Below are 20,552 nucleotides of genomic sequence, written 5' to 3'. Positions count from 1 at the left end.
GCAGTGGTACACCCGAGTCGGACAGCAGTGTCAGGAGGACTCCTCCGCCCCGGCGCACGACTCGTCCACGATCCCGAGCGTGACAAAGGCGCGGGTGAACGACATGAAGCCCTCCTCGCCCAGGGGCTCCACGACACGTCGGCGGACCGCCTCGGCGAACACCTTGGCCGCGGTCGTGGCGGTCTCCCGGCCGAGCGGTGTCAGCGCGGCGTACGTCACCCTGCGGTCGGAGCTGGACGGGCGGCGCTCGACGAATCCGGCGTCGGCCAGCCGGTCGACGACTCCGGTCGTCCCGGCGGTGGAGAAGCCGAGCGTCTGGGAGAGCAGCCGCATGGGTGCGGCCTGATCGGGCGCGGTGACCAGGTAGCAGAGCACTTCGAGCGACGAGGGCGGCAGACCGACCTCGCGCTGCGCCTCGGCGAGCAGCTCGTCGGTGAGCTCACGGAATCCCGACGCCAACGCGTTCCAGCGCTGCAGCAGCTCGGTCAGCTCGGCGCTCGGGCACGCCTCGTCCGCGACGCCGGGGCACTCGACCCGCTCGACTGACTGCGGGGACTCCCCCATGCGCTGACTCCCGTCGTCCGATCCCAAGGCCTGCCCCGCTCGTGATTCCGGGGTCCGACCCGCTTGCCGAGGATACCTCGCACAGCTATTATCTCGCTAACTACCTAATAGCTGACTAGGTAATAGCTGGCGATGTATTGATCCTTCAATCAACCCCGCCGCACTCGTCCCCCGAAAGGCACGAACGACCATGTCCCACACCACTTCGCACTCCCCCCAGTCCGGTTCGCTCGCGGAGGTCGCCGCCGGTCGTTGGACCCTCGACCCGGCGGGCACGACGGTCCGTGTCCAGCACAAGACGTTCTGGGGCCTGGTCAACGTCAAGGGCGTCTTCACCGAGGTCAGCGGCGACGGCGAGGTGCTCGCCGGGGGCGGCGCGCACGGCAGCGTGACGATCGACGCCTCTTCCCTGGACACCAAGAACGCCAAGCGCGACAAGCACCTGCGCTCCGCGGACTTCTTCGACGTCGACAAGCACCCCTCGCTCGTCTTCACCGCCAACGAGGTCACCGCGACCGGCGACGGCAGCGCCCAGGTCACCGGCGAACTGACCGTGACAGGCGTGAGCCGTGAGCTGTCCTTCACCGCCGAGGCGTCCGAGATATCGGCCGACGCGGTCACCCTCACCGCCGAGATCCCCGTGGAGCGCGCGCAGTTCGGCATGACCTGGAACCAGGCCAACATGCTGAAGCCGCTGACGTTCGTCACGATCACCGCGCGCTTCACCCGCCAGGCGTCCTGACACCACGTCCGTCCCGGCCGTCCTCCCCCGCTGCCACGCGGAACTGCTCCACTAGGGTGAGCGTCTACGCGGGTGCGCGGGGCGGAGGGAAGCGAGCGGTGGGCAAGAAGGCGGCGACCTCGCCCCAGGGCGATACCTCGACGGTCAGGGACGTCGCGGCCCGGGCGGGCGTGTCGGCGTCCACCGTCTCCCGTGTGCTCGGCGGCACCTACCCCGTGGCCAAGGCCACCCGCGCCAAGGTCCTCAAAGCCATACGCGAGCTCGACTATGTGGTCAACGCACACGCCCGGGCGCTGGGCGGTTCCACCAACAAGACGGTGGCGTTCGTCGTCGACGACGTCACCGGATCCTTCTACGCCCATATCGCTCGCGGTGTGGAGGAGCAGGCGTCCGCCGAGGGCCGGCTGTGCATGCTGTGCACCACGCACAACGACCCGCAGCGCGTTCTCGCGGTGGTCGAGACGATGCGTGAACAGCGCGCCGACGCCGTCATCGTGGTCGGTGGCGCCTGGGACGACCAGGCCTACCAGGACCGCATGACCCACTTCGCGCACGCCCTCGACCGGGCGGGCTCGCGGCTCGTCCTCGTCGGCCGGCCGCCGCTCGGCCCGGGAGTGCCCGCGACCGTCGTGGACTACGACAACGAGGGCGGCGCCTTCGCCATGACGACCCACCTGCTGAGCGCGGGCCACCGCAGGGTCGCCTATCTCGGCCGGGTGCCGGGCCTGTCCACCAGCAGCCAGCGCATCAGCGGCTTCATCCGGGCGCACGAGATGCTCGACGTCGAACCCGACCCCAAGCTGATCATCGACGGCACCTTCAGCCGCGGCTCCGGCTACCAGGGAATGCGTGAACTCCTCATATCCGGTGCCGAGTTCAGCGCGGTCTTCGCGGGCACCGACATGGTCGCGGCGGGAGCCCTGCAGGCACTGAGGGAGGCCGGAGTGCGCGTTCCCGAGGACGTCGCGCTGGCCGGCTACGACGACATCCCGACCGCCATCGACGTGTACCCGACGCTGACCACCGTCCACGTACCGGCCGAGGAGCTGGGCCGTGCGGCCGTCCGGTTGGCGCTGCACCGCGAGGAGTTCCCGGAGAGCCAGCACCACGTGCTCGGTACCCACATCGTCGTACGGGACTCGACGCGGCGCCACGGCCGTTGACAAGGCGCGCCGGGGCTGGCGCTTAGGACCATGGAACCGAGGAACTTCTGGCGAATGAGAGACACCTGGCGGCTGTCACTGGCGGCGGCGATGGTGGCGGTCACTCTCCCTGTCGCCGTCCAGGACGCGTCCGCCGCCGACAGCCGGCCTGCCGGGGCCAGGCTCGGCCCCCTTCCCCTGGAGGGCGAACAGCTCCGCACCGCCAGGGAGTCCGCGGGTGGCGCCCGTGATGTCGCCCAGGACATCGGCGGCGCTCAGGGCGCGGCCGTACTGAGGGCGGCGAGTGACGCCTTCGACAGTGCGCTCACCACGACCGCGTACGTCTCCGCCGCCCTCGTGGCGGTCGCCGCCGTCCTCACGGTCGCCCTCGTACCCGAGGACTTCAAAGTGACCGGCACCCACTGACCACGACGGCGAGCGGTCACGACCCGCGCAAAAAGGGCCTCCGCAGGCTCTCGCCTGCGAAGACCCTTCGCACCGTCGGGACGACAGGATTTGAACCTGCGACCCCTTGACCCCCAGTCAAGTGCGCTACCAAGCTGCGCCACGTCCCGGTGCCCGTCTGACCTGGTGTTTTCCCTGGCCGAACGTGCACCGAAACAATACCGCACTCGTGCCGGTGATCGCGCACCCCTTTATTCGGGGCGAACGCGCCCTACAGTTCGACGCTTCGGTTCGACGTTGACCTCAAGTTTGATTGAGGTTGCACGATCGTCGGTATGAAGATCACGGCTCAGCAGAGCTACGCGTACACGGACCTGCCCCGGCTGATGGGGCTCATGACAGGCGACGAAAAGCACGGACCGGCGGCGACGTCCACCATGGACGCGCTGTGGGTGCTGTACGACCGGGTGCTGCGGGTCGGGCCCGGGCGGATGGGGGATCCGGGGCGGGACCGGTTCCTGCTGTCCAAGGGGCACGGGCCGATGGCGTACTACGCGGTGCTCGCGGCCAAGGGTTTCGTGCCCGTCGAGTGGCTGTCGGGCTTCGGCTCGTACGACTCGCCGCTGGGGCACCACCCGGACCGGGTGCTGGTGCCGGGTGCCGAGATCGGCAGTGGGTCGCTCGGGCACGGGCTGCCGATCGCCGTGGGCACGGCGCTCGGGCTGCGGGCGCAGGGGCTCGACGAGCCGCACGTGTGGGTGCTGATCGGTGACGCGGAGCTGGACGAGGGCAGCAATCACGAGGCGATCGCGTACGCCGGGCCCGCCGGTCTCGAACAGCTGCACACCGTCGTGATCGACAACTCCTCCGCCAGCCATGCCCGGCCCGGCGGGATCGCCGCCCGGTTCGAGGCGGCCGGCTGGTCCGCCGCGACGGTCGACGGCCGCGACCACGAGGCGCTGTACGACGCCTTCACCGCACCTCATCCGGGCCGCCCGCGGGTGGTCGTCGCCCAGGTCGAGCCGAAATCCGCCTGACCCGCGCCCGCCCCTCTCGTACGCCTCCTGGAAGGACACGACATCTCATGGACACCATGCGTGACCGATTCGCCCCTGTCGTCTCACGGCTGCTCGACGAGGACCCGCGCGTCGCGGTCGTCCTCGCCGAGATCGGCAAGGACGGATTCACGGAGGCACGGCGCAGGCATCCGGATCGGGTGATCAACGTCGGGATTCGCGAACAGCTCCTGATCGGGGCGGGCGCGGGACTGGCCCTGACCGGGCTGCGCCCCGTGGTGCACACCTTCGCCAGCTTCCTCGTCGAGCGGCCCTTCGAGCAGGTCAAGCTCGACCTCGGACACCAGGACGTGGGCGCGGTGCTGGTGAGCGCCGCCGCCTCCTTCGACTGGCCCGCCGGCGGCTTCACGCACATGGCGCCCGGTGATGTGGCCCTGCTCGACACGCTGGACGGCTGGACCGTGCATGTCCCCGGCCACCCCGACGAGGCCGAGACACTGCTGCGCCACGCCGTCGCCGCCGGGGACGACAAGGTGTACGTGCGGCTGTCCGTGCAGTCCAACACGCAGGGGCACGCGGTCGACGGGACACGCTTCCTCACCGTCCGCGAAGGCCGCGCCGGTGTCGTGGTCGCCGTCGGGCCGATGCTCGACGCCGTACTGGCCGCCACGGAGGGGCTCGACGTCACCGTGTTGTACGCCACCACCGTGCGCCCGTTCGACACGGCCGCGCTACGCCGCGCGACGGAGACTGCGGGCACCGATGTCGTCCTTGTGGAGCCGTACCTGGCCGGTACGTCCACGACGGCCGCGAACGACGCGCTCGCCGACGTACCCCACCGCGTCCTCGGTCTCGGCGTGGGCCGTCGTGAGCTGCGCCGCTACGGCACCATCGAGGAACACGTCGCCGCGCACGGCCTCGACGCGAGGTCCATGCGGGAGCGGATCGACGGCTTCCTGGGGGCACGGGTCGGCGTCTGATCCCCGCGCCCGGGCCCGGTCCCTCACACGGCGCGGCGGTTCTCCCGCCGGGCCGTGTGAACCGCTTCAGGCATCACCGCGGTCGTACGCGACGGGGGTATGGGGGTATCGACGCGCACCAGGTTGCGTATCGCGGGCACCGAGAGCAGGGCCGTCGAGACGACGAGGGTCATGGCACCGGCGATGAGGAGAACATGGTCGGCGCCGAGGACCGTGGCGGCCGGTCCCGCCAGGGCCTGGCCGACGGGCATCATCGCGAGGGAGCCGGCGACGTCGTACGCGTGGATGCGGTTGAGGACGTCCGGCGCGACCTGCGTCTGCACGCTGGTCGCCCACATCACGCCCCAGAGCGACATCCCCGCCCCCGCTATCACCGCTCCGGCCGACATGGCCGCCACCCCGAGCCCCGCCCCGACGGACGCGGGGAAGCAGGCGAAGGCGAAGAGGGCGAACGAGCCGGCCCGCAGCATACGGCGGGGGCGCAGCCGCAGCGCGATCAGTCCGCCGATGACGGTGCCCGCGCCGAGGGCCGAGTTGACCAGGCCGTAGGCGCGCGGGCCATGCTGCTGGACCACCTCCGTCGCCACCAGCGGGACGGTCGGGCCCCAGATGGAGATCATGTAGACGCACCAGATGACGATGACGCCCCACAGCCAGGTCCGGGATCTGAACTCCCGCCAGCCCTCGGCGAGATCGGCCTTGAAGCTGCCGCCGTGAGCCTGGCTTCCCGGCGCGATCGGGGGCAGCCGGAGCAGCAGCAGGCACAGGGCGCTCAGCGCGTACGTGGCCGCGTGGGCCGCGAAGACTCCGCCGGCCGAGGCGAACGCGACCAGCAGACCCGCGAGGGCGGGGCCCGCGAGCTGGGCGGCGGACTCGGCGATCCTTATGGCTCCGTTGGCCCCCTGTACGTCGGTGGCGAGGCGCGGCACCGTGCTCGCGACGCCGGGCTGGAAGACCGCGCCCGCCACTCCGTTGACGGCGCCGATCGCGCAGATCTGCCAGAGGACCACATGGTCGGCGAAGAACAGCACGGCGGCGAGGGACTGGGTGGCCAGCCGCACCAGGTCGGCACCGATCATCAGCTTGCGTGTGCTGAACCGGTCGGCGATGACCCCGCCGAAGATCACCAGGCCCGCGAAGGAGGCGGCCGACGCGGCCATGGCGAGGCCGACCGCGCCCACCCCGTACCCGTACTGCAGCAGTCCCGCGGCGAGCGCCACCGGCAGCATGGTGTCGCCGAGCCGGGCGAGGGCCCGCGCGACGAAGAACAAGGCGAAGTCCCGTGACCAGACGGGCCGACGGGGCCCGTCCTCGGCAACGATGTCAGGGCGGCCGGGACGTTCGTGCGGCGTCTCGGTGGTTCCGGGCCGCGCCGCGAGGTCTTCGTGCGGTGCTCCGGAAGCAACGCGTCGCCCCTCAGAGGCTCCGCGCCGGTTCTCCGAGGCTCCGCTCCGTGTCTCGGAAGCACATGACGGCTTCTCGCCCGATGACGTGCCGGCCATCCCGCTCGCACCCCTCCCCTGTCGTGCCCTGTCCTGCCGATGCCCCACCACTCCCCGCGGAGTGGAGCGTCCCGCTCTCCACTCCTGCTGCCGGATCATGCCACGGGGCACTGACAACGCCGGGAGAATTTCAGTCGGCGGACGGGAGACCCAACTCCGGGTAGGAGTCGAGCAGTCGGGGCGGGGCCGCCTGGCGCCAGGAGTCGGCGAGGATGTCGCGGAGTTCGTCGTCGTCCTCCAGGGAGGCGAGCCGGACCCGGACCCAGGCGAAAACCGCCTCATGGTCGGCGATCCAGAACTTCCCCGGCTCGGCCAGGACGAGTTCGTCGCGCTCCTCCTTCGGGCAGCGCACGGCGATGGAAGTCTCCTCCTCGGGCAGCGTGGCGAACATCTTTCCCGCCACCCGGAACGTGGGCATGCTCCAGGCGATCTTCTCCGTCGTGTCCGGCAGGGAGAGGGCAATACGGCGTACGTCTTCGGCATCCGGCATGAGACGCACCGTAGCCAATGGCACTGACATCGCGGCTGCTCGGAGCTCGCGCCGGACCCGGGATGACGGCTCGGGTGCCGCGATGCCCAGCCGGGCCTCCTTGGCACGGGTGCCGCGTTGCCCAGCCGCCCCTTGGCTCCCGCGGCCGCCGGTCGTCACCTGCCGACGGCCGCCGCTTCCGCCCCGGCGTCGCCTCCCGCGCCCGCCCCCTCTCCCGCCCCCACGCGCTTGTAGAAGATCGTCGTCGGGCGCAACTCGCCCGACGGCGAAGCCGCGTAGTCGGGTATCGCCCCGAGCCGGGTCCAGCCCGCCGAGTGATAGAGGGACTCGGCGGGGCTGTCGGTCTCGGTGTCCAGATGCAGGAGGGTCACTCTCGCGGCGGCCGCCTCGGTCTCGGCGGTCGTCAGGAGCGTACGGCCGAGGCCTTGTCCGCGGCCGTCCCGGTGCACCATCAGCTTCACGAGTTCGGCACGGTGGCGGCTGTTGGGCTTGTCCGGGAAGGCGAGGCTGACGGTGCCGAGCAGCCGGTCCTCGTCGCGAGCCACCCACACGGCGAGATGGCCGGCCGACACCGCGGCCGCGCGCCCCTCCCACCAGGCGACGGCCGCCGCGCGGTCGAGCGGCGCGAGGAAACCGACCGAGGCCCCGCCGGCCACGGTATCCGTCAAGACGTCGGCCAACTCCTCGGCGGACGCGATGAGTTCGGCCGCACTGAGCCGGGAGACGGTGGTCACGGCAGCACCACCGCCAGGACGTACCGCACGTCCTCGGGTCCGGGGCAGCAAAAACGCGTCGGGCCCCACACCCGCAGCCGGAGGCAGTCGCCGGCGGCGAGGCGGTGGTCGACATCCTGAGCCGTCACGTCCAGCGTTCCGTCGAGGACCCAGATGTGCTGTTCCAGGCCGGGCACGGGAGGGCGGTCGTACGCGATGTCGGCGCCGGCCGCGAGCCGTCCCTCGACGAGTTCGCCGCGCAGCCCGGCGTGCGGCGGCGACACCGATCGCCGTACGAAACCGGAGGCCTTGTCCTCCCAGATCGCTTGGTCGGCCGCCCTCACCAACAGCGCGGGTTCCGCCTCGATCTCGCTGAGCAGCTGCGACATGGTCCGCCCGTACACCCCGCACAGGCGGTTCAGGAGCGAGGCCGTGGGGCTGATCTCCGCGCGCTCGGCACGGGACAGGGTCGAGCGGCTGACCCCGCTGCGCTCCGCCAGCTCCCCCAGGGACCAGCTGCGTTCGGCCCGCAGCTCGGCCAACCGAGCCCCGAGCCGGACATCGACGGCATCCTCAACATCGTCTCCCATATTCGGGATGTTATCCCAGATATGAAACACACGACAGAGGCCGCACGCCCGTCACTGCACGGTCGCGGCCTCCGCCAGCGCCTCCAGCACCGGCCGGATCAGCGGATGCCCCTCCGCTCCGCGGCGTACGGCGGCGAAGACGCGGCGGGTGGGCGCGACGCCGTCGACCGGGCGTACGAGAACTCCCGTGAGATCCATGCCGCGCAACGCCGAGCGGGGCACCAGGGCCACGCCCGCGTCGGCCGAGGCGAGGGCGACGACGGCGCGGAAGTCGTCCGAGGAGTGTTCGAGGCGCGGCTGGAATCCGGCGTTCTCGCAGGCCAGGACGACCACGTCGTGGCACGGGTTGCCCGGGTACGGGCCGATCCACGGATCCTTGGCCAACTCTGCGAGCGGGACCTCGTCGGCACCGGCCAGGCGATGGGTGACCGGGACGACCGCGTCGAAGGGCTCGGCGTACAGGGGCACGTGCGTGAGGCGCGGGTCGTCCGCGTCCGGGCCGCCCCGGTATTCGACGGCGACCGCGATGTCGACCTGCCGGTCGAGCACCATCGGCAGGCTGGCGTCGCCCTCGGCGTCCTGGACGCGGATGTGGATGCCGGGCGCCGTGGTGGCGAGGCGGGCCAGCGCGGGGGCGACGACCAGGCCGATGCCGGTCGCGAAGGAGGCGACGGTGACCGTGCCCGCGGAGCCCGAGCTGTACGCGGCCAGCTCGGCTTCGGCGCGCTCCAGTTGGGCGAGGACGGCGTTGGTGTGGCTGAGCAGGATCTCGCCGGCGGGCGTCAGCCGTACGCCCTTGGCGCCGCGCTCGACGAGCCGGTGCCCCGTCTCCTGTTCCAGCGCGGCCAGCTGCTGGGAGACGGCCGAGGGCGTGAGATAGAGCGCGGCGGCAGCCGCCGTCACCGTGCGGTGGTCGGCCACCGCACGGAGGATGTGGAGCCGCCGCGCTTCGATCATGTGACCGATTCTCTCAGGTCACGCGCGCCTTTCAGCTCTCCAGCTCCGCGCGTGCGGCCACGAACGCGTCCACCGCCCGGTTCACATCCTCCGTCGAGTGCCCCGCGGACAGCTGCACCCGGATACGGGCCTGCCCCTGCGGAACCACCGGATACGAGAAGCCGATCACGTACACCCCGCGCTCCAGGAGCAGCTCCGCCATGCGCCCGGCGACGGACGCGTCGCCGATCATGACGGGGGCGATCGCATGGTCACCGGCGAGGATGTCGAAGCCCTCCTCGGTCATCCGGGAGCGGAAGAGCGCGGTGTTCTCGGCGAGCCGGACGCGCAGGTCGTCGGCCGACTCCAGCAGGTCGAGGACCTTCAGGGAGGCCGCCGCGATCACCGGGGCGAGCGTGTTCGAGAAGAGGTACGGACGCGACCGCTGGCGCAGCAGGGCGACGATCTCGGCGCGGGCGGCGACGTAACCGCCGGAGGCGCCGCCGAGCGCCTTGCCCAGGGTGCCCGTGATGATGTCGACGCGGTCCATCACGCCGTGCAGCTCGGGGGTGCCACGGCCGCCGGGGCCGACGAAGCCGACGGCGTGCGAGTCGTCGACCATGACCATGGCGTCGTAGCGGTCGGCGAGGTCGCAGATCTCCTTCAGGGGCGCGACATAGCCGTCCATCGAGAACACGCCGTCGGTGACGATCAGCCGGCGGCGGGCGTCGGAGGCCTCCTTGAGCTGGGCCTCCAGATCGGCCATGTCACGGTTGGCGTACCGGAAGCGGCGCGCCTTGGACAGCCGGATGCCGTCGATGATCGAGGCGTGGTTGAGGGCGTCGGAGATGACCGCGTCCTCGGCTCCGAGAAGAGTCTCGAAGACGCCGCCGTTGGCGTCGAAGCAGGAGGTGTAGAGGATCGTGTCCTCCTGGCCGAGGAACGCGGACAGCCGCGCCTCCAGCGCCTTGTGCACCTCCTGCGTACCGCAGATGAAGCGCACGGACGCCATGCCGTAGCCCCAGCGGTCGAGCGCGTCGTGGGCGGCGGCGACGACCTCGGGGTGGTCGGCGAGGCCGAGGTAGTTGTTCGCGCAGAAGTTGAGGACCTCGCCGGGGCGGCCGCCCGCGGTGACGTTCACGGTCGCGGACTGCGGGGTGCCGATGACGCGCTCGGGCTTGTGCAGTCCGGCGGCGCGGATCTCGTCGAGGGTGGTGCGCAGGTCGTCGCGTACGGAATCGAACATCATCAGTTCCTTAGAGAGTTCCGTGGAGATCGTGGAGGTCTCAGACAGTCCAGTCGAGGATGACCTTGCCGCCGCGGCCGCCGGCCGCGTCCGCGAAGGCCGCCTCGTGGTCGCGGTAGCCGTACCGGCCGGTGATGACGGGGGCGAGGTCGAGGCCGCCTTCGAGGAGGACCGACATGGCGTACCAGGTCTCGAACATCTCGCGGCCGTAGATGCCCTTGATCGTGATCATGGAGGTGACGATCCGGGACCAGTCGACCGGGAACTCCTGGGCGGGCAGGCCCAGCATCGCGATACGGCCGCCGTGTGTCATGTTGGCGATCATGTCGCGCATCGCCTCGGGGCGGCCAGACATCTCCAGGCCGATGTCGAAGCCCTCACGCAGACCCAGTTCGCGCTGACCGTCGGCGATCGTCCCGTGCGCGACGTTCAGCGCGAGGCTCACGCCGATCTTGCGGGCCAGCTCCAGGCGCTCCTCGCTGACGTCGGTGATGACGACGTTGCGGGCGCCCGCGTGGCGGGCCACGGCGGCGGCCATCAGGCCGATCGGGCCCGCGCCGGTGATCAGGACGTCCTCGCCGACCAGCGGGAAGGACAGCGCCGTGTGCACGGCGTTGCCGAACGGGTCGAAGATCGCGGCGACATCGAGGTCGACGGGGACGCGGTGCACCCACACGTTGGCGGCGGGCAGGACCACGTACTCGGCGAACGCGCCGTCGCGGCCGACGCCCAGGCCGACCGTGGCGCGGCAGAGGTGGCGGCGCCCGGCCAGACAGTTGCGGCACTTGCCGCAGACCAGGTGGCCCTCGCCGCTGACGCGGTCACCGACCTTGATGTCGGGGACGTCACGGCCGGTCTCGACGACCTCGCCGACGAACTCGTGCCCGAGCACAAGCGGCGTGTCGATGGCCTGCTGCGCCCAGCCGTCCCAGTTGCGGATGTGCAGGTCGGTGCCGCAGATCCCGGTCCTGAGAACCTTGATCAGTACGTCGCCGGGGCCGGCCTGCGGCTCCGGAACGTCCACGAGCCAGAGCCCGGGCTCCGCCTTCTCCTTGACCAGCGCCTTCACGCTACGGCTCCTGTGGGTGAGGTCCCGGGGCAGGGCACGCCGAAGGAGCCCGTACCGGGGAGAGGGGTGAATTCCCGTAGGAATCTGCCGTACGCCGGTGCTCTTGGTCCATCGAGGTTTTCTTAAGCGCGGCCGCAGCTTTCCTTCACGCCTGTTTCTTTGAGCAGCGGCCGCGGCTTCTTTCACGCCTCCCTGCGGACCTGCCCCCGCTCGAAGTAGGCGACCAGATCCCGTGCGAGCGGCGGCACCTCGCGCGCGGTGCCGCCGTCCCGCAGCGACTCGGTGGCCCGGAATCCGGCCGCCACCGCCATGCGCGCGGCGACCGGGGAGGTGTCGGTGCGCCCGCCCTCCCGCGCGAACCGGAGGAATTCGTCGATCAGCAGCGGGTCGGCGCCCCCGTGCGCGGTGTTCTCGTCGGCCTCCGGCACCCGGTACTCGGCGTCGGCCCGGTCCCGCTGCCCCGAGCGGCGGCTGTTCCAGACCTTCACCACTCCGCCGGGCCCGTCCCCGAAGTTCTCCAGGCGGCCCGCGTCACCGATGACGGTGTAGTTGCGCCAGTAGTCGGGGGTGAAGTGACACTGCTGGTAGGCCGCCAGGACCCCGTTGTCCAGTCGCATGTTGACGCGCGACACGTCCTCGACGTCGATCACAGGGTTCAGCGCGCGCTGGGTGTGCGGGGGCCAGTGGCCGTCCTCCGTGTACCGGTCGCAGCGCTCGATGGTGATGTCCAGAGGCTTCTCTACGAAGACGGCCTTGCCCGCGCCCAGCGCCTCGCACGCGATGTCGGCGTGTGTGTGGTCCGGGGTAAGGACGAGCACGGCGTCGACTTCGGGGTCGCCGATGACCTTGTGGTGGTCGTCGACGGTCCGGGCGCCGGGGATGCGGTCGGCGGCGCAGTCCCGCAGCACCGGGTCGTGTTCGGCGACGACGGTCACGCGGGAGCCCCGGCCGGGACGGTGGGCGATGCGTGCGAGGGAACCGCGCAGGCCGAAGCCGAGGGCACCGAGACGCAGGTCGGTCATGGTGTGCCTTTCCACGCGGTGTCGAAGAGGCTCGGGCGCAGCGTTCCTCCCTAAGGGCCGGGTCAACCTCTCCTGGGCACCGACATACGAGTACCGACATACGACTACGGAGGACATGCCATCGACTACGGGGACATGCCATACGTACATCCCATGTGGGCGCATCACACACACCAACGCCGGGCGCCGACTGCCCGGCCCCTCGTCAGAACCCCAGGCCGCCCTCCCGCCGTTCCAGCAGCTCGACCAGTTCCGCCGCCAGCGACTTGATGGTCTCCAGCCCTGCCTTCCCCCAGGGGCGCGGCTCGACGTCGACGACGCAGACCGTGCCGAGGGCGATGCCCGTGTGGTCGATCAGCGGGGCGCCGAGGTAGGAGCGGACGCCGAAGTCGTCGACGACCGGGTTCCCGGCGAAGCGCGGGTAGTCGCAGACGTCCTCCAGGACCAGCGCCTTGCGGCGGACCACCACATGGGGGCAGAAGCCGTAGTCACGGGTCATATAGCGGCCCACCTGGGGGACGGCGTTGTCCTCGGTGCCGACGGCGGGCAGGACGCTCCGGCCGCCCGCGTCCGGGGTGTGCAGACCGGCGAAGAACTGCCGGTTCTCGTCGATGAAGTTGACCATCGAGTAGGGAACCGCGGCGACTTCGGCGAGCCGGTCCGCGAAGGCGTCGAAGGCCGGTTCCGTGCGCTCCCCCAGCCCCAGTCGGCGCAGCCGCCGTACCCGGGCCGGGGCGTCCTTGTCCTCCGGGGTGAGCAGCAGACGACCGGCCGTACGCGGCGGGTCGTAACTCATGTACGGGCTCCCTGACTCGGGGTGGGTGTCATGTGTGGGCTCCGTGGCTCGGGGCGTGTGCGGGCGCGTGGGCGAGCAGGTGGCGGACCAGGGTGAGCAGGGTCTGCACGCCCGAGCTGGAGATCCGGGCGTCGCAGCGCACGACGGGGATCTGGGGGTCGAGGTCGATGGCCGCGCGCACCTCCGCGGGGTCGTAGCGGTACGAGCCGTCGAACTCGTTGATCGCGACGATGAATCCGAGGCCACGCTGCTCGAAGAAGTCCACGGCCGCGAAGCAGTCCTCCAGGCGGCGGGTGTCGGCAAGGATCACCGCGCCCAACGCGCCTTCGGAGAGCTCGTCCCACATGAACCAGAACCGCTCCTGTCCGGGTGTGCCGAACAGATAGAGAACGTGTTCCGGATCGAGGGTGATGCGGCCGAAGTCCATCGCCACGGTGGTCTCGACCTTGTTCTCGATGCCGTCGAGACTGTCGGTCGCTGCGCTGACCGTGGTGAGCAGCTCCTCCGTGCTGAGCGGCGCGATCTCGCTCACCGCGCCGACGAAGGTTGTCTTGCCGACTCCGAACCCTCCCGCCACCAAGATCTTCAATGCGGTGGGGAAGGGATCAGAGCTGTCGTCGTAGTCCATCGAGCACTGCCTCCAGAAGAGACCGGTCAGTGGGGTTGTGGTGGAAGGACGGGGGCTTCGTGGTGAGCGCCCCGCAGTCGACGAGGTCGGACAGCAGGACCTTGGTGACCACCGCCGGGAGCTTCAGATGGGCGGCGATCTCCGCGACCGAGACGGGCATCCGGCACAGTTCGAGTGCTTGGCTGTGCTCGGGGCCGAGGTAGCCGAGGGGGGTGGCTCCGGTGGCCATGACCTGGGACAGGAGGTCGAGCGCGGTCGTGGGCCGGGTCCGGCCGTTGCTGACCGTGTAAGGGCGCACCAGCCGTCCGGCCGCGTCGTCGAGCCAGGGCCCGTCGCCGGCCGCGGCCACGCTCAAGGCCTCATCGCCGAGGGTCCGACGGCGGGCTGCCGGGGCGCGGTCATCAGATACGGCCGGACGCTCTTGACGAGCATCGCCATCTCGTAGCCGAGTACCGCCGCGTCCGCCTCGCGTCCGGCGAGCACGGCGAGACAGGTGCCGGAGCCCGCGGTGGAGACGAACAGCAGGGTCGAGTCGAGTTCGACGACGACCTGCCGCACGTCGCCGCCGTCCCCGAAGCGGACGCCCGCGCTGCGGCCGAGGGAGTAGAGGCCGGAGGCCAGCGCCGCCATGTGGTCGGCGCTGTCCGGGTCGAGGCCGTGGACCGACTTCACGAGCCCGTCGCAGGACAGCAGTACCGCGCTGGTGGTGTGGGGTACGCGCTGTACGAGACCGCTCATCAGCCAGTCGAGATCGGATACATGGCCGGTCGGCGCATCGCTCGCCATGGTGGATCGACTCCTTGGGGTACGAAGGTCTGCGGGAGCGGAGGGGGTGGGTGTGGGGGTAGTGAGGGGCGTCGTCATCCGGCCGGTGTGCTCCCGTCGTGCCGGGCAGTGAGGTCATGTCCGGGCGCGGGCGCGGTGTCCCGCGTCCCCTGCGCGTCGTGCGGCGCCGACGCGTGCGCCGTGTGCGCTTCGGCTATCTGCGCCGTGGGCGCGGGCGTCGCGTCCATCAGCGGTACGTCCCTGGGGGCACCGACGTTGGGGGTGTCGGCGGCGGAGGACGCCCCGTCCACCTGGGCCACGCCATCCATGTGCAGCACATCCAGGTGCGGTCGCTCCATGTTGGCGTCGTCCATGTGGGAGTTGTCCATGTGCGCGCGCGTCACGTGGGCGTGGTCCATGTGCGCACCATCCAGGTGGGCCGCGCCCACCGGCGGCACGTCCACCCGGACCACCTCCAGAGGCGGCAGCGGATCCGTGTGCACCAGGTCCAAGTGCGCCCGGCTCTTGGACGACGACTGCACGGACGATGCCCGCATGCGCTCCGTCTCCGCGTGAGCCGCCTCCGCGAGACCGATCCCCCGCTGGAACGCCGCCATCAGGCCCGGGTCGTGGCCGGCGACGTACTCCGTCTCCTGGCGGGGTGCGGGTCCGTCGCGCAGTTGGGGTGCGATGTGCTCCTGGGCACGTCGCCTGGGCAGTTGGGGCTTGCCCATGGTGCCGCGGACGGCGCCGCCGCGCGGCGTGGGCGGCACGGCCGCGTTCTCCGCCGCGGTGCGCCGGTCTTCGGGGCGGATGCCGGGCAGGGCCTCCGCCGGGTTGGGCCGTTCCATGTGGGTACCTCGCACGGGGAGCGGCGCGGGACCGCTGCTGCCCACGACCGGTGCGAGCGGCGTACCCGGTACGGCGGGCGGTGGTGCCTGCTCCCGCCGGGACTGCCGCGGCATGGGGGACACCGCGCGGCCGCCGGGCGACGCGGGCGCCGGCACCGGCTGCGTGACCTGCGGTCTCGCGGGCGGGCGCCCTCCCCCGGGCGCCTCCTGCGGCTGCCCCTGCGTGACGTCCCCGGGGGCGCCCGGCGTGGTACCCAGCAACGCCTGCGGCACGACGAGTACCGCCTGGACACCGCCGTAGATGTTGGTCTGCAGCCGGACGTGGATGCCGTGGCGCCGGGCGAGCTGCGAGACCACGAACAGGCCGATGCGCCCGTCCTGCAGCAGGCTGGCGACATTGACCTGGTCGGGGTCGGCGAGCAGGGCGTTCATCTTGTTCTGCTCGCCGAGCGGCATGCCGAGGCCCCGGTCCTCCACCTCGACGGCGAGTCCGGAGGTGACCAGGTTGACGCGGAGCAGCACTTGGGTGTGCGGGGCCGAGAACACCGTGGCGTTCTCGACGAGTTCGGCCAGCAGGTGGATGACGTCGGCGACCGCGTGCCCGCGCAGGGTGCCGTCGATCGGGGGCACCAGCTTGACCCGCGAGTACTGCTCGACCTCGGCGATCGCGGAGCGCAGCACCTCGGTCATGGAGACGGGGTTGCTCCACTGACGGCGTGAGACGGCGCCGCCGAGGACGGCGAGGTTCTCGGCGTGGCGGCGGATGCGGGTGGCGAGGTGGTCGACGTGGAACAGGCCCTTGAGCAGGTCCGGGTCCTCGATCTCGTTCTCCAGCTCGTCCAGGATGGAGATCTCGCGGTGCACGAGGGACTGCAGGCGGCGGGCCAGGTTGACGAAGACCTCGACCTTCTGTTCGCTGCCCGCCTGGCTGGAGAGCTGCGAGGCCTGCACGACGGCCACGACGGCACCGTCGTGAGCCCGCGAGAGATCGGCGGCGAGCAGCTCGAAGTCGTCGGCGTCCGCCGGGGGTTGGCGACGGGCCTTGCGCACGGGCGGGGTCTCGCCCCGGCGCAGTCCCTCGACGAGTACGCGCAGGTCGTCCTCCGTCCGCGCGCTGGTGCGACGCAGGGCGCCGATGCGGTCCCGTACGGACTTGGCGGCGCGGTCGGCGGCCACGGCGGCGATCAGGATGCCGGCCAGGGCCACGCCGACGGCTCCCGCGAGTACGGCCCACAGGACGAGGCCGGGCCGGGCGCCGGTGGAGCGGACGGTGAACAGTACGGCCGCGCACGCGCTGAGGGCCACCGCGATCGGTGGCAGGACCGCCAGACGCAGCAGCTGGGGCCGCAGGTGGGTCTCGGGCAGCGAGGGGGCGGCATGGGCGACCGGTCGCCCATGCCGTCCGCCCTCACGGCGGTCTGCGCGTGCGGCCGGTGCGCGAAGGTGAGACATCGGTGTCCTCGTACTGTGGCGTCGGAAGCGCGGGGGCTCCCGCGGTCTGCGCGACTCGGGCGTGCGCCATCGCGGTGTCGGTCGCGAGTGCCGAAAAAATCGGCCCTGCGTCGCCCGACGGCAACTCACAGTAGTCGGCAACGCATCATGTGCGGTGGGCAGTTGACAAAGTCCCACGGCCAGCGTCCCGCTCTGGTATGAGGCCTCGTACGACAGACCGATAACTCCATCGGACACACGTTCCAGCGGGGCGTCGATCCGATCGGAGCTGGTCAGGAGTGGTCATAAACAGACGGCGAGGGCCGGGGAGCAGTTCGCTCCCCGGCCCTCGCCGTCCATCGGAAATTCAGGAAATTCAGCCCGCGGGCACCGTCTCCGGCTCCCCGGTGTCCTCCGTCGCGTCGGCGGCGACGTCACCCGGTGTGGCGGCGACGGCCTTCTCGACGGCCGGCCATCCGCCCGCCGGCGGGAGGGCCACGCCGCGCCACCAGGGGTCGGACGGGATGGTCTCGGCCGTGGGTTCGAAGGGCTCGCCGGGGCGCGGCAGTGCGACGCGCGCGCCGACCGCTTGCGCGGCGGCCATCGTGCCCTCGCCGGGCTCCGCCCAGGGGTGCGTCGCCAGGTTGAACGTCGCCCAGTGGATCGGCAGCATCACTCCGGAGGGCCGCCCGCTCTGGAGGTCCAGGTGCGCGCGCATGCCCTCCTCGGGCGTCATGTGGATGTCGGGCCAGAACTCGCTGTACGCGCCGATCTGGATCATCGTGGCGTCGAACGGGCCGTGCTCGGCGCCGATGTCCTTGAAGCCCTGGAAATAGCCGGTGTCGCCGCTGTGGTAGATCCGGTGCTCGTCGCCCGCGACGGCCCAGGAGGCCCACAGCGTGTGCTGCGTGTTGCGCAGACCGCGGCCGCAGAAGTGACGCGCAGGTGTGGCGGTCAGGGAGATTCCGCCGATCTTCGTCGTCTCGTTCCAGTCCAGCTCGCGCAGGCGGTCCGCCGACACACCCCAGTGCTCGAGGTGTGCGCCGACGCCGAGCGGCACCGCGAACACCGTGTCCGTGTCGGCCAGGGCCTTGATGCTGGGCAGGTCGAGATGGTCGTAGTGGTCGTGCGAGATGACGACGACGTCGACCGGACCGAGCGCTTCCAGCGGCAGGGGCACCGGATGCAGCCGCTTGGGCCCGGCGAAGTTGAACGGGGAGCAGCGCTCGCCCCAGACCGGGTCGAAGAGCACGCGGTGCCCGTCGATCTCCGCGAGGACGCTGGAGTGCCCCATCCAGGTGATCCGCAGGCCGCTCGCCGCGGGCCTGGCCAGGTCGGCGAGCGTCGTCGCGTGCACTGGCACCGTCCCGGTCGGGGCGCGGTGGGCGCGCTCCTCGCTGCGGAAGTAGACCTTCGCGAACTCGACCATGGAACCGTCGGGGCGGGTCCGGGCACTCTCCGGATTCTGGAAGACACCGTCCGCGAAGTTCGGCGACCTGCGGATGCGCTCCCATCGCTCACCGCCCGGATCCGCGCCGAAGGCGGCGGGCCGCAGCGAGCGGAGCCCGGAGCTCAAGGTACGGAAACCGGTCACGGATACCTCCATATGGAGTCGGTCAGGCTTTCATTATGGTCGTCGCCTCTGACAGCGCCGGGTCGCCCCTGTCACAGCACGATGTCCGTGGCCCTGGGTCTGTCTCTCCTCAACCCCACCGCGCCCGCACTTCTTCCGCGCCAGGGAACCGTACTCGAGCACCCCGGGCGCAGGTGTGCTCACCGGTGACGGAAGCGAGTACAACCTGAAGTCGCCGGGCGGACCCGCTCCGCTCCCTCACCGATCCCTCTCGGAGGGTGCGTCCGACGGACCTGGCCCGCGCCGCCCCAGCCGCCCTCTACTGATGATCCATTCAGTACGTTGACAGGACCCCGTGCCAGTTCCGATACTGACCAACGATTCAGTAACTGCTCGGGTGACCCGTGTGGACGCCGACAAGGACGACTTCGCGGGCGCGCGCCTTGCGGGCCGCCCGTGATGCCGGGACCGCCGAACCCGACGCGCGCTGGATCCCGTACCTCCCGCTCGGTGCCGCGGGCCGCTATCTTCAGCCGACCGGCTTCGGCACGCTCGGCTACGCGCCGCCCGTCTTGGTGTTCGACAACGGCGGCTACGGCGAGAACCGCGACGAGATGACCGCCCGGGGCGACACCCCACGTACCCCCGGCCCCACCCTGATCGCCATCCCCGAGGAGACCCGATGACCGCCCCCCTGATGACGCTCACCTGGACGGACCATGTCACCGGCCGCCAGGGCTTCCTCGTCGTCGACCGGCTGGTGCGAGGTGTCTCCAGCGGCGGTCTGCGGATGCGTCCCGGCTGCACGCTGGAGGAGGTCGCCGGGCTCGCCCGCGGTATGACCATGAAGGAGGCCCTGCACTACAACCCCGAGGGCCGTTACATCCCGCTGGGCGGCGCCAAGGGCGGCATCGACTGCGATCCCCAGGACCCGGCGGCGTACGGCCTTCTGGTGCGCTATCTGCGCGCCATGCGCCCGCACATCGAGAACTTCTGGACCACCGGCGAGGACCTCGGCCTCACCCAGGACCTGGTCGACCGGGCCGCCGAGGAGGCGGGGCTCGTGTCGTCCATCCAGGCCGTGTACCCGCTGCTCGACGACGAGGCGACGGCCCGGCAGCGGCTCGCGGACGCCTTCGCGGTCGAGGTGGACGGTATCGGCCTCGACGAGCTGGTCGGCGGCTGCGGTGTCGCCGAGTCGGTGCTCGCGGCCCTGGACCGCGCCGGGGTGGCCTACGCGGGGACGCGCGTCGCCGTGCAGGGCCTGGGCACCATGGGCGGGGCCACGGCCCGCTTCCTCGCGCGCGCGGGGCTCGACATCGTGGCCGTCGCCGACGTCAAGGGCACGATCGCGAACCCCGAGGGCCTCGACGTCGAGGCGCTGCTCGCGGCGCGTGACGCGTACGGGACGGTCGACCGCACGGCGCTGCGCCCCACGGACCGTGAACTCCCCGGCGACGCCTGGCTGTCCGTCGATGCGGAGGTGCTGGTGCCCGCGGCGGTCTCGTACGCGATCGACGCCGTGAACCAGCGGCGGATCAGCGCCCGCTGGATCGTCGAGGCGGCCAACATGCCCGTCCTGGCGGAGGCGGAGGAGCTGCTCGCCGCGCGCGGGGTCACCGTCCTGCCGGACGTGGTCGTCAACTCCGGGACGAACGCCTGGTGGTGGTGGACGCTGTTCGGCGACATCGGCGCCGACGCGGACGAGGCGTTCGCGTACACGCGGCGCTCCATGCGCGCCCTGATCGACCAGATGCTGGCCCGCGCGGAGGCCGACGGGACGACCGCGCGGGCCGCCGCACACGCCATCGTCACCGACCGGCTGCCGGTGATCGCGGAGCGGTTCGGGTGGTACAGATGACGGACGGGCCGCCACGGGCGGGCCTGACCGCCCGCTTCGACCCGCGCTCGGTGGCCGTGGTGGGTACCTCCGCCCACGGAGTCCTGGCACAGGGCGGCCATTCCCTGCGGGGAATTGAGGCGCGGGCCGTGCGGCAGCAGAGTCGGTGATGTCAGAAACCGCACACCGAGCTGACGTCGGAAACCGCATCCCGAGGTGACGTCAGACCTCGCGTACCGACCCGCACAAGG

The 20,552-nt window shown here is 71.2% G+C and carries 23 protein-coding genes and 1 tRNA gene; 8 read left to right on the top strand and 16 right to left on the bottom strand.

Features of this window, described 5'->3' with window-relative positions; all coding sequences use genetic code 11:
• Positions 1 to 30: 30 nt before the first annotated feature.
• On the bottom strand, positions 31 to 564 hold the full coding sequence (locus OG975_RS42035) for a MarR family winged helix-turn-helix transcriptional regulator (RefSeq protein ID WP_406334875.1): 534 nt from the start codon (positions 562 to 564) through the stop codon (positions 31 to 33).
• 190 nt (positions 565 to 754) lie between these two features.
• On the opposite strand from OG975_RS42035, the gene OG975_RS42030 reads away from it, so the two are divergent.
• The 3 genes from OG975_RS42030 to OG975_RS42020 all read left to right on the top strand — a co-directional run bounded on the left by OG975_RS42030 (position 755) and on the right by OG975_RS42020 (position 2,874).
• Positions 755 to 1,306 carry a YceI family protein gene (locus tag OG975_RS42030; RefSeq protein WP_406334874.1) on the top strand — a complete coding sequence of 184 codons (552 nt, stop codon included), beginning with the start codon at positions 755 to 757 and terminating at the stop codon, positions 1,304 to 1,306.
• A 98-nt stretch (positions 1,307 to 1,404) separates the two neighbouring features.
• Positions 1,405 to 2,469: a LacI family DNA-binding transcriptional regulator gene (locus OG975_RS42025; protein WP_406334873.1), complete on the top strand. Its 1,065-nt coding sequence runs from the start codon at positions 1,405 to 1,407 to the stop codon at positions 2,467 to 2,469.
• 54 nt (positions 2,470 to 2,523) lie between these two features.
• A complete protein-coding gene (locus tag OG975_RS42020) occupies positions 2,524 to 2,874 on the top strand; it encodes a hypothetical protein (RefSeq protein ID WP_406334872.1) in 351 nt (116 codons plus the stop codon).
• Positions 2,875 to 2,949: 75 nt separating this feature from the next.
• Here OG975_RS42020 and OG975_RS42015 read toward each other — a convergent pair.
• A tRNA-Pro gene (locus OG975_RS42015) sits at positions 2,950 to 3,023 on the bottom strand.
• A 165-nt stretch (positions 3,024 to 3,188) separates the two neighbouring features.
• On the opposite strand from OG975_RS42015, the gene OG975_RS42010 reads away from it, so the two are divergent.
• Entirely contained in the window at positions 3,189 to 3,890 is a 702-nt protein-coding gene (locus tag OG975_RS42010; RefSeq protein ID WP_406334871.1) for a transketolase, read from the top strand.
• A gap of 47 nt (positions 3,891 to 3,937) precedes the next feature.
• Positions 3,938 to 4,849: a transketolase family protein gene (locus tag OG975_RS42005; RefSeq protein WP_406334870.1), complete on the top strand. Its 912-nt coding sequence runs from the start codon at positions 3,938 to 3,940 to the stop codon at positions 4,847 to 4,849.
• Between the two features lie 23 nt (positions 4,850 to 4,872).
• On the opposite strand, the gene OG975_RS42000 is transcribed toward OG975_RS42005, so the two are convergent.
• The 14 genes from OG975_RS42000 to OG975_RS41935 all read right to left on the bottom strand — a co-directional run bounded on the left by OG975_RS42000 (position 4,873) and on the right by OG975_RS41935 (position 18,482).
• Positions 4,873 to 6,171: an MFS transporter gene (locus tag OG975_RS42000; protein ID WP_406336703.1), complete on the bottom strand. Its 1,299-nt coding sequence runs from the start codon at positions 6,169 to 6,171 to the stop codon at positions 4,873 to 4,875.
• Positions 6,172 to 6,481: 310 nt separating this feature from the next.
• Positions 6,482 to 6,841 carry an MmcQ/YjbR family DNA-binding protein gene (locus tag OG975_RS41995; protein ID WP_406334869.1) on the bottom strand — a complete coding sequence of 120 codons (360 nt, stop codon included), beginning with the start codon at positions 6,839 to 6,841 and terminating at the stop codon, positions 6,482 to 6,484.
• A 155-nt stretch (positions 6,842 to 6,996) separates the two neighbouring features.
• The gene (locus OG975_RS41990) at positions 6,997 to 7,575 is read right to left on the bottom strand and encodes a GNAT family N-acetyltransferase (RefSeq protein WP_406334868.1); all 579 of its coding nucleotides are present in this window, start codon (positions 7,573 to 7,575) and stop codon (positions 6,997 to 6,999) included.
• A complete protein-coding gene (locus OG975_RS41985; protein ID WP_406334867.1) occupies positions 7,572 to 8,144 on the bottom strand; it encodes a helix-turn-helix domain-containing protein in 573 nt (190 codons plus the stop codon). Before OG975_RS41985 ends, OG975_RS41990 begins: the two co-directional genes overlap by 4 nt.
• 51 nt (positions 8,145 to 8,195) lie before the next feature.
• Positions 8,196 to 9,101 (bottom strand): LysR family transcriptional regulator, encoded by a 906-nt coding sequence (locus tag OG975_RS41980; protein WP_406334866.1) that lies wholly within the window; start codon positions 9,099 to 9,101, stop codon positions 8,196 to 8,198.
• 31 nt (positions 9,102 to 9,132) lie between these two features.
• Positions 9,133 to 10,326, bottom strand: coding sequence for a glycine C-acetyltransferase (locus OG975_RS41975; RefSeq protein WP_406334865.1), 1,194 nt, complete (start codon positions 10,324 to 10,326; stop codon positions 9,133 to 9,135).
• 40 nt (positions 10,327 to 10,366) lie between these two features.
• Entirely contained in the window at positions 10,367 to 11,395 is a 1,029-nt protein-coding gene (gene tdh, locus OG975_RS41970) for an L-threonine 3-dehydrogenase (protein ID WP_406334864.1), read from the bottom strand.
• 182 nt (positions 11,396 to 11,577) lie between these two features.
• The gene (locus tag OG975_RS41965; protein WP_406334862.1) at positions 11,578 to 12,417 is read right to left on the bottom strand and encodes a Gfo/Idh/MocA family oxidoreductase; all 840 of its coding nucleotides are present in this window, start codon (positions 12,415 to 12,417) and stop codon (positions 11,578 to 11,580) included.
• 205 nt (positions 12,418 to 12,622) lie between these two features.
• Positions 12,623 to 13,213 (bottom strand): GAF domain-containing protein, encoded by a 591-nt coding sequence (locus tag OG975_RS41960; RefSeq protein WP_406334860.1) that lies wholly within the window; start codon positions 13,211 to 13,213, stop codon positions 12,623 to 12,625.
• A 28-nt stretch (positions 13,214 to 13,241) separates the two neighbouring features.
• A complete protein-coding gene (locus OG975_RS41955; protein WP_406334858.1) occupies positions 13,242 to 13,841 on the bottom strand; it encodes a GTP-binding protein in 600 nt (199 codons plus the stop codon).
• Positions 13,819 to 14,190, bottom strand: a complete 372-nt coding sequence (locus tag OG975_RS41950; RefSeq protein ID WP_330310378.1) for a DUF742 domain-containing protein — start codon at positions 14,188 to 14,190, stop codon at positions 13,819 to 13,821. The genes OG975_RS41955 and OG975_RS41950 overlap by 23 nt, the downstream gene beginning before the upstream one ends.
• 2 nt (positions 14,191 to 14,192) lie before the next feature.
• On the bottom strand, positions 14,193 to 14,627 hold the full coding sequence (locus OG975_RS41945) for a roadblock/LC7 domain-containing protein (RefSeq protein ID WP_327433695.1): 435 nt from the start codon (positions 14,625 to 14,627) through the stop codon (positions 14,193 to 14,195).
• A 74-nt stretch (positions 14,628 to 14,701) separates the two neighbouring features.
• Positions 14,702 to 16,909 (bottom strand): ATP-binding protein, encoded by a 2,208-nt coding sequence (locus tag OG975_RS41940; protein ID WP_406334857.1) that lies wholly within the window; start codon positions 16,907 to 16,909, stop codon positions 14,702 to 14,704.
• 355 nt (positions 16,910 to 17,264) lie between these two features.
• Entirely contained in the window at positions 17,265 to 18,482 is a 1,218-nt protein-coding gene (locus tag OG975_RS41935; protein ID WP_406334856.1) for an MBL fold metallo-hydrolase, read from the bottom strand.
• Positions 18,483 to 18,904: 422 nt separating this feature from the next.
• Between OG975_RS41935 and OG975_RS41930 the strand changes: the two genes are divergently transcribed.
• From OG975_RS41930 to OG975_RS41920, 3 genes are read left to right on the top strand one after another with little or no spacing between them, the layout of a single operon-like run.
• Positions 18,905 to 19,147: a hypothetical protein gene (locus OG975_RS41930; RefSeq protein WP_406334854.1), complete on the top strand. Its 243-nt coding sequence runs from the start codon at positions 18,905 to 18,907 to the stop codon at positions 19,145 to 19,147.
• Positions 19,144 to 20,322, top strand: a complete 1,179-nt coding sequence (locus tag OG975_RS41925) for a Glu/Leu/Phe/Val dehydrogenase dimerization domain-containing protein (RefSeq protein WP_406334853.1) — start codon at positions 19,144 to 19,146, stop codon at positions 20,320 to 20,322. Before OG975_RS41930 ends, OG975_RS41925 begins: the two co-directional genes overlap by 4 nt.
• Entirely contained in the window at positions 20,319 to 20,471 is a 153-nt protein-coding gene (locus tag OG975_RS41920; protein ID WP_406334852.1) for a hypothetical protein, read from the top strand. The genes OG975_RS41925 and OG975_RS41920 overlap by 4 nt, the downstream gene beginning before the upstream one ends.
• Positions 20,472 to 20,552 lie beyond the last annotated feature (81 nt).

Origin of the sequence: Streptomyces sp. NBC_00203, from assembly GCF_045206325.1 — a bacterium.
Lineage (GTDB): Bacteria > Actinomycetota > Actinomycetes > Streptomycetales > Streptomycetaceae > Streptomyces > Streptomyces lutosisoli.
The sequence above is the reverse complement of the archived record's forward strand: the minus strand, read 5'-3'. Positions and strand labels throughout refer to the sequence as shown.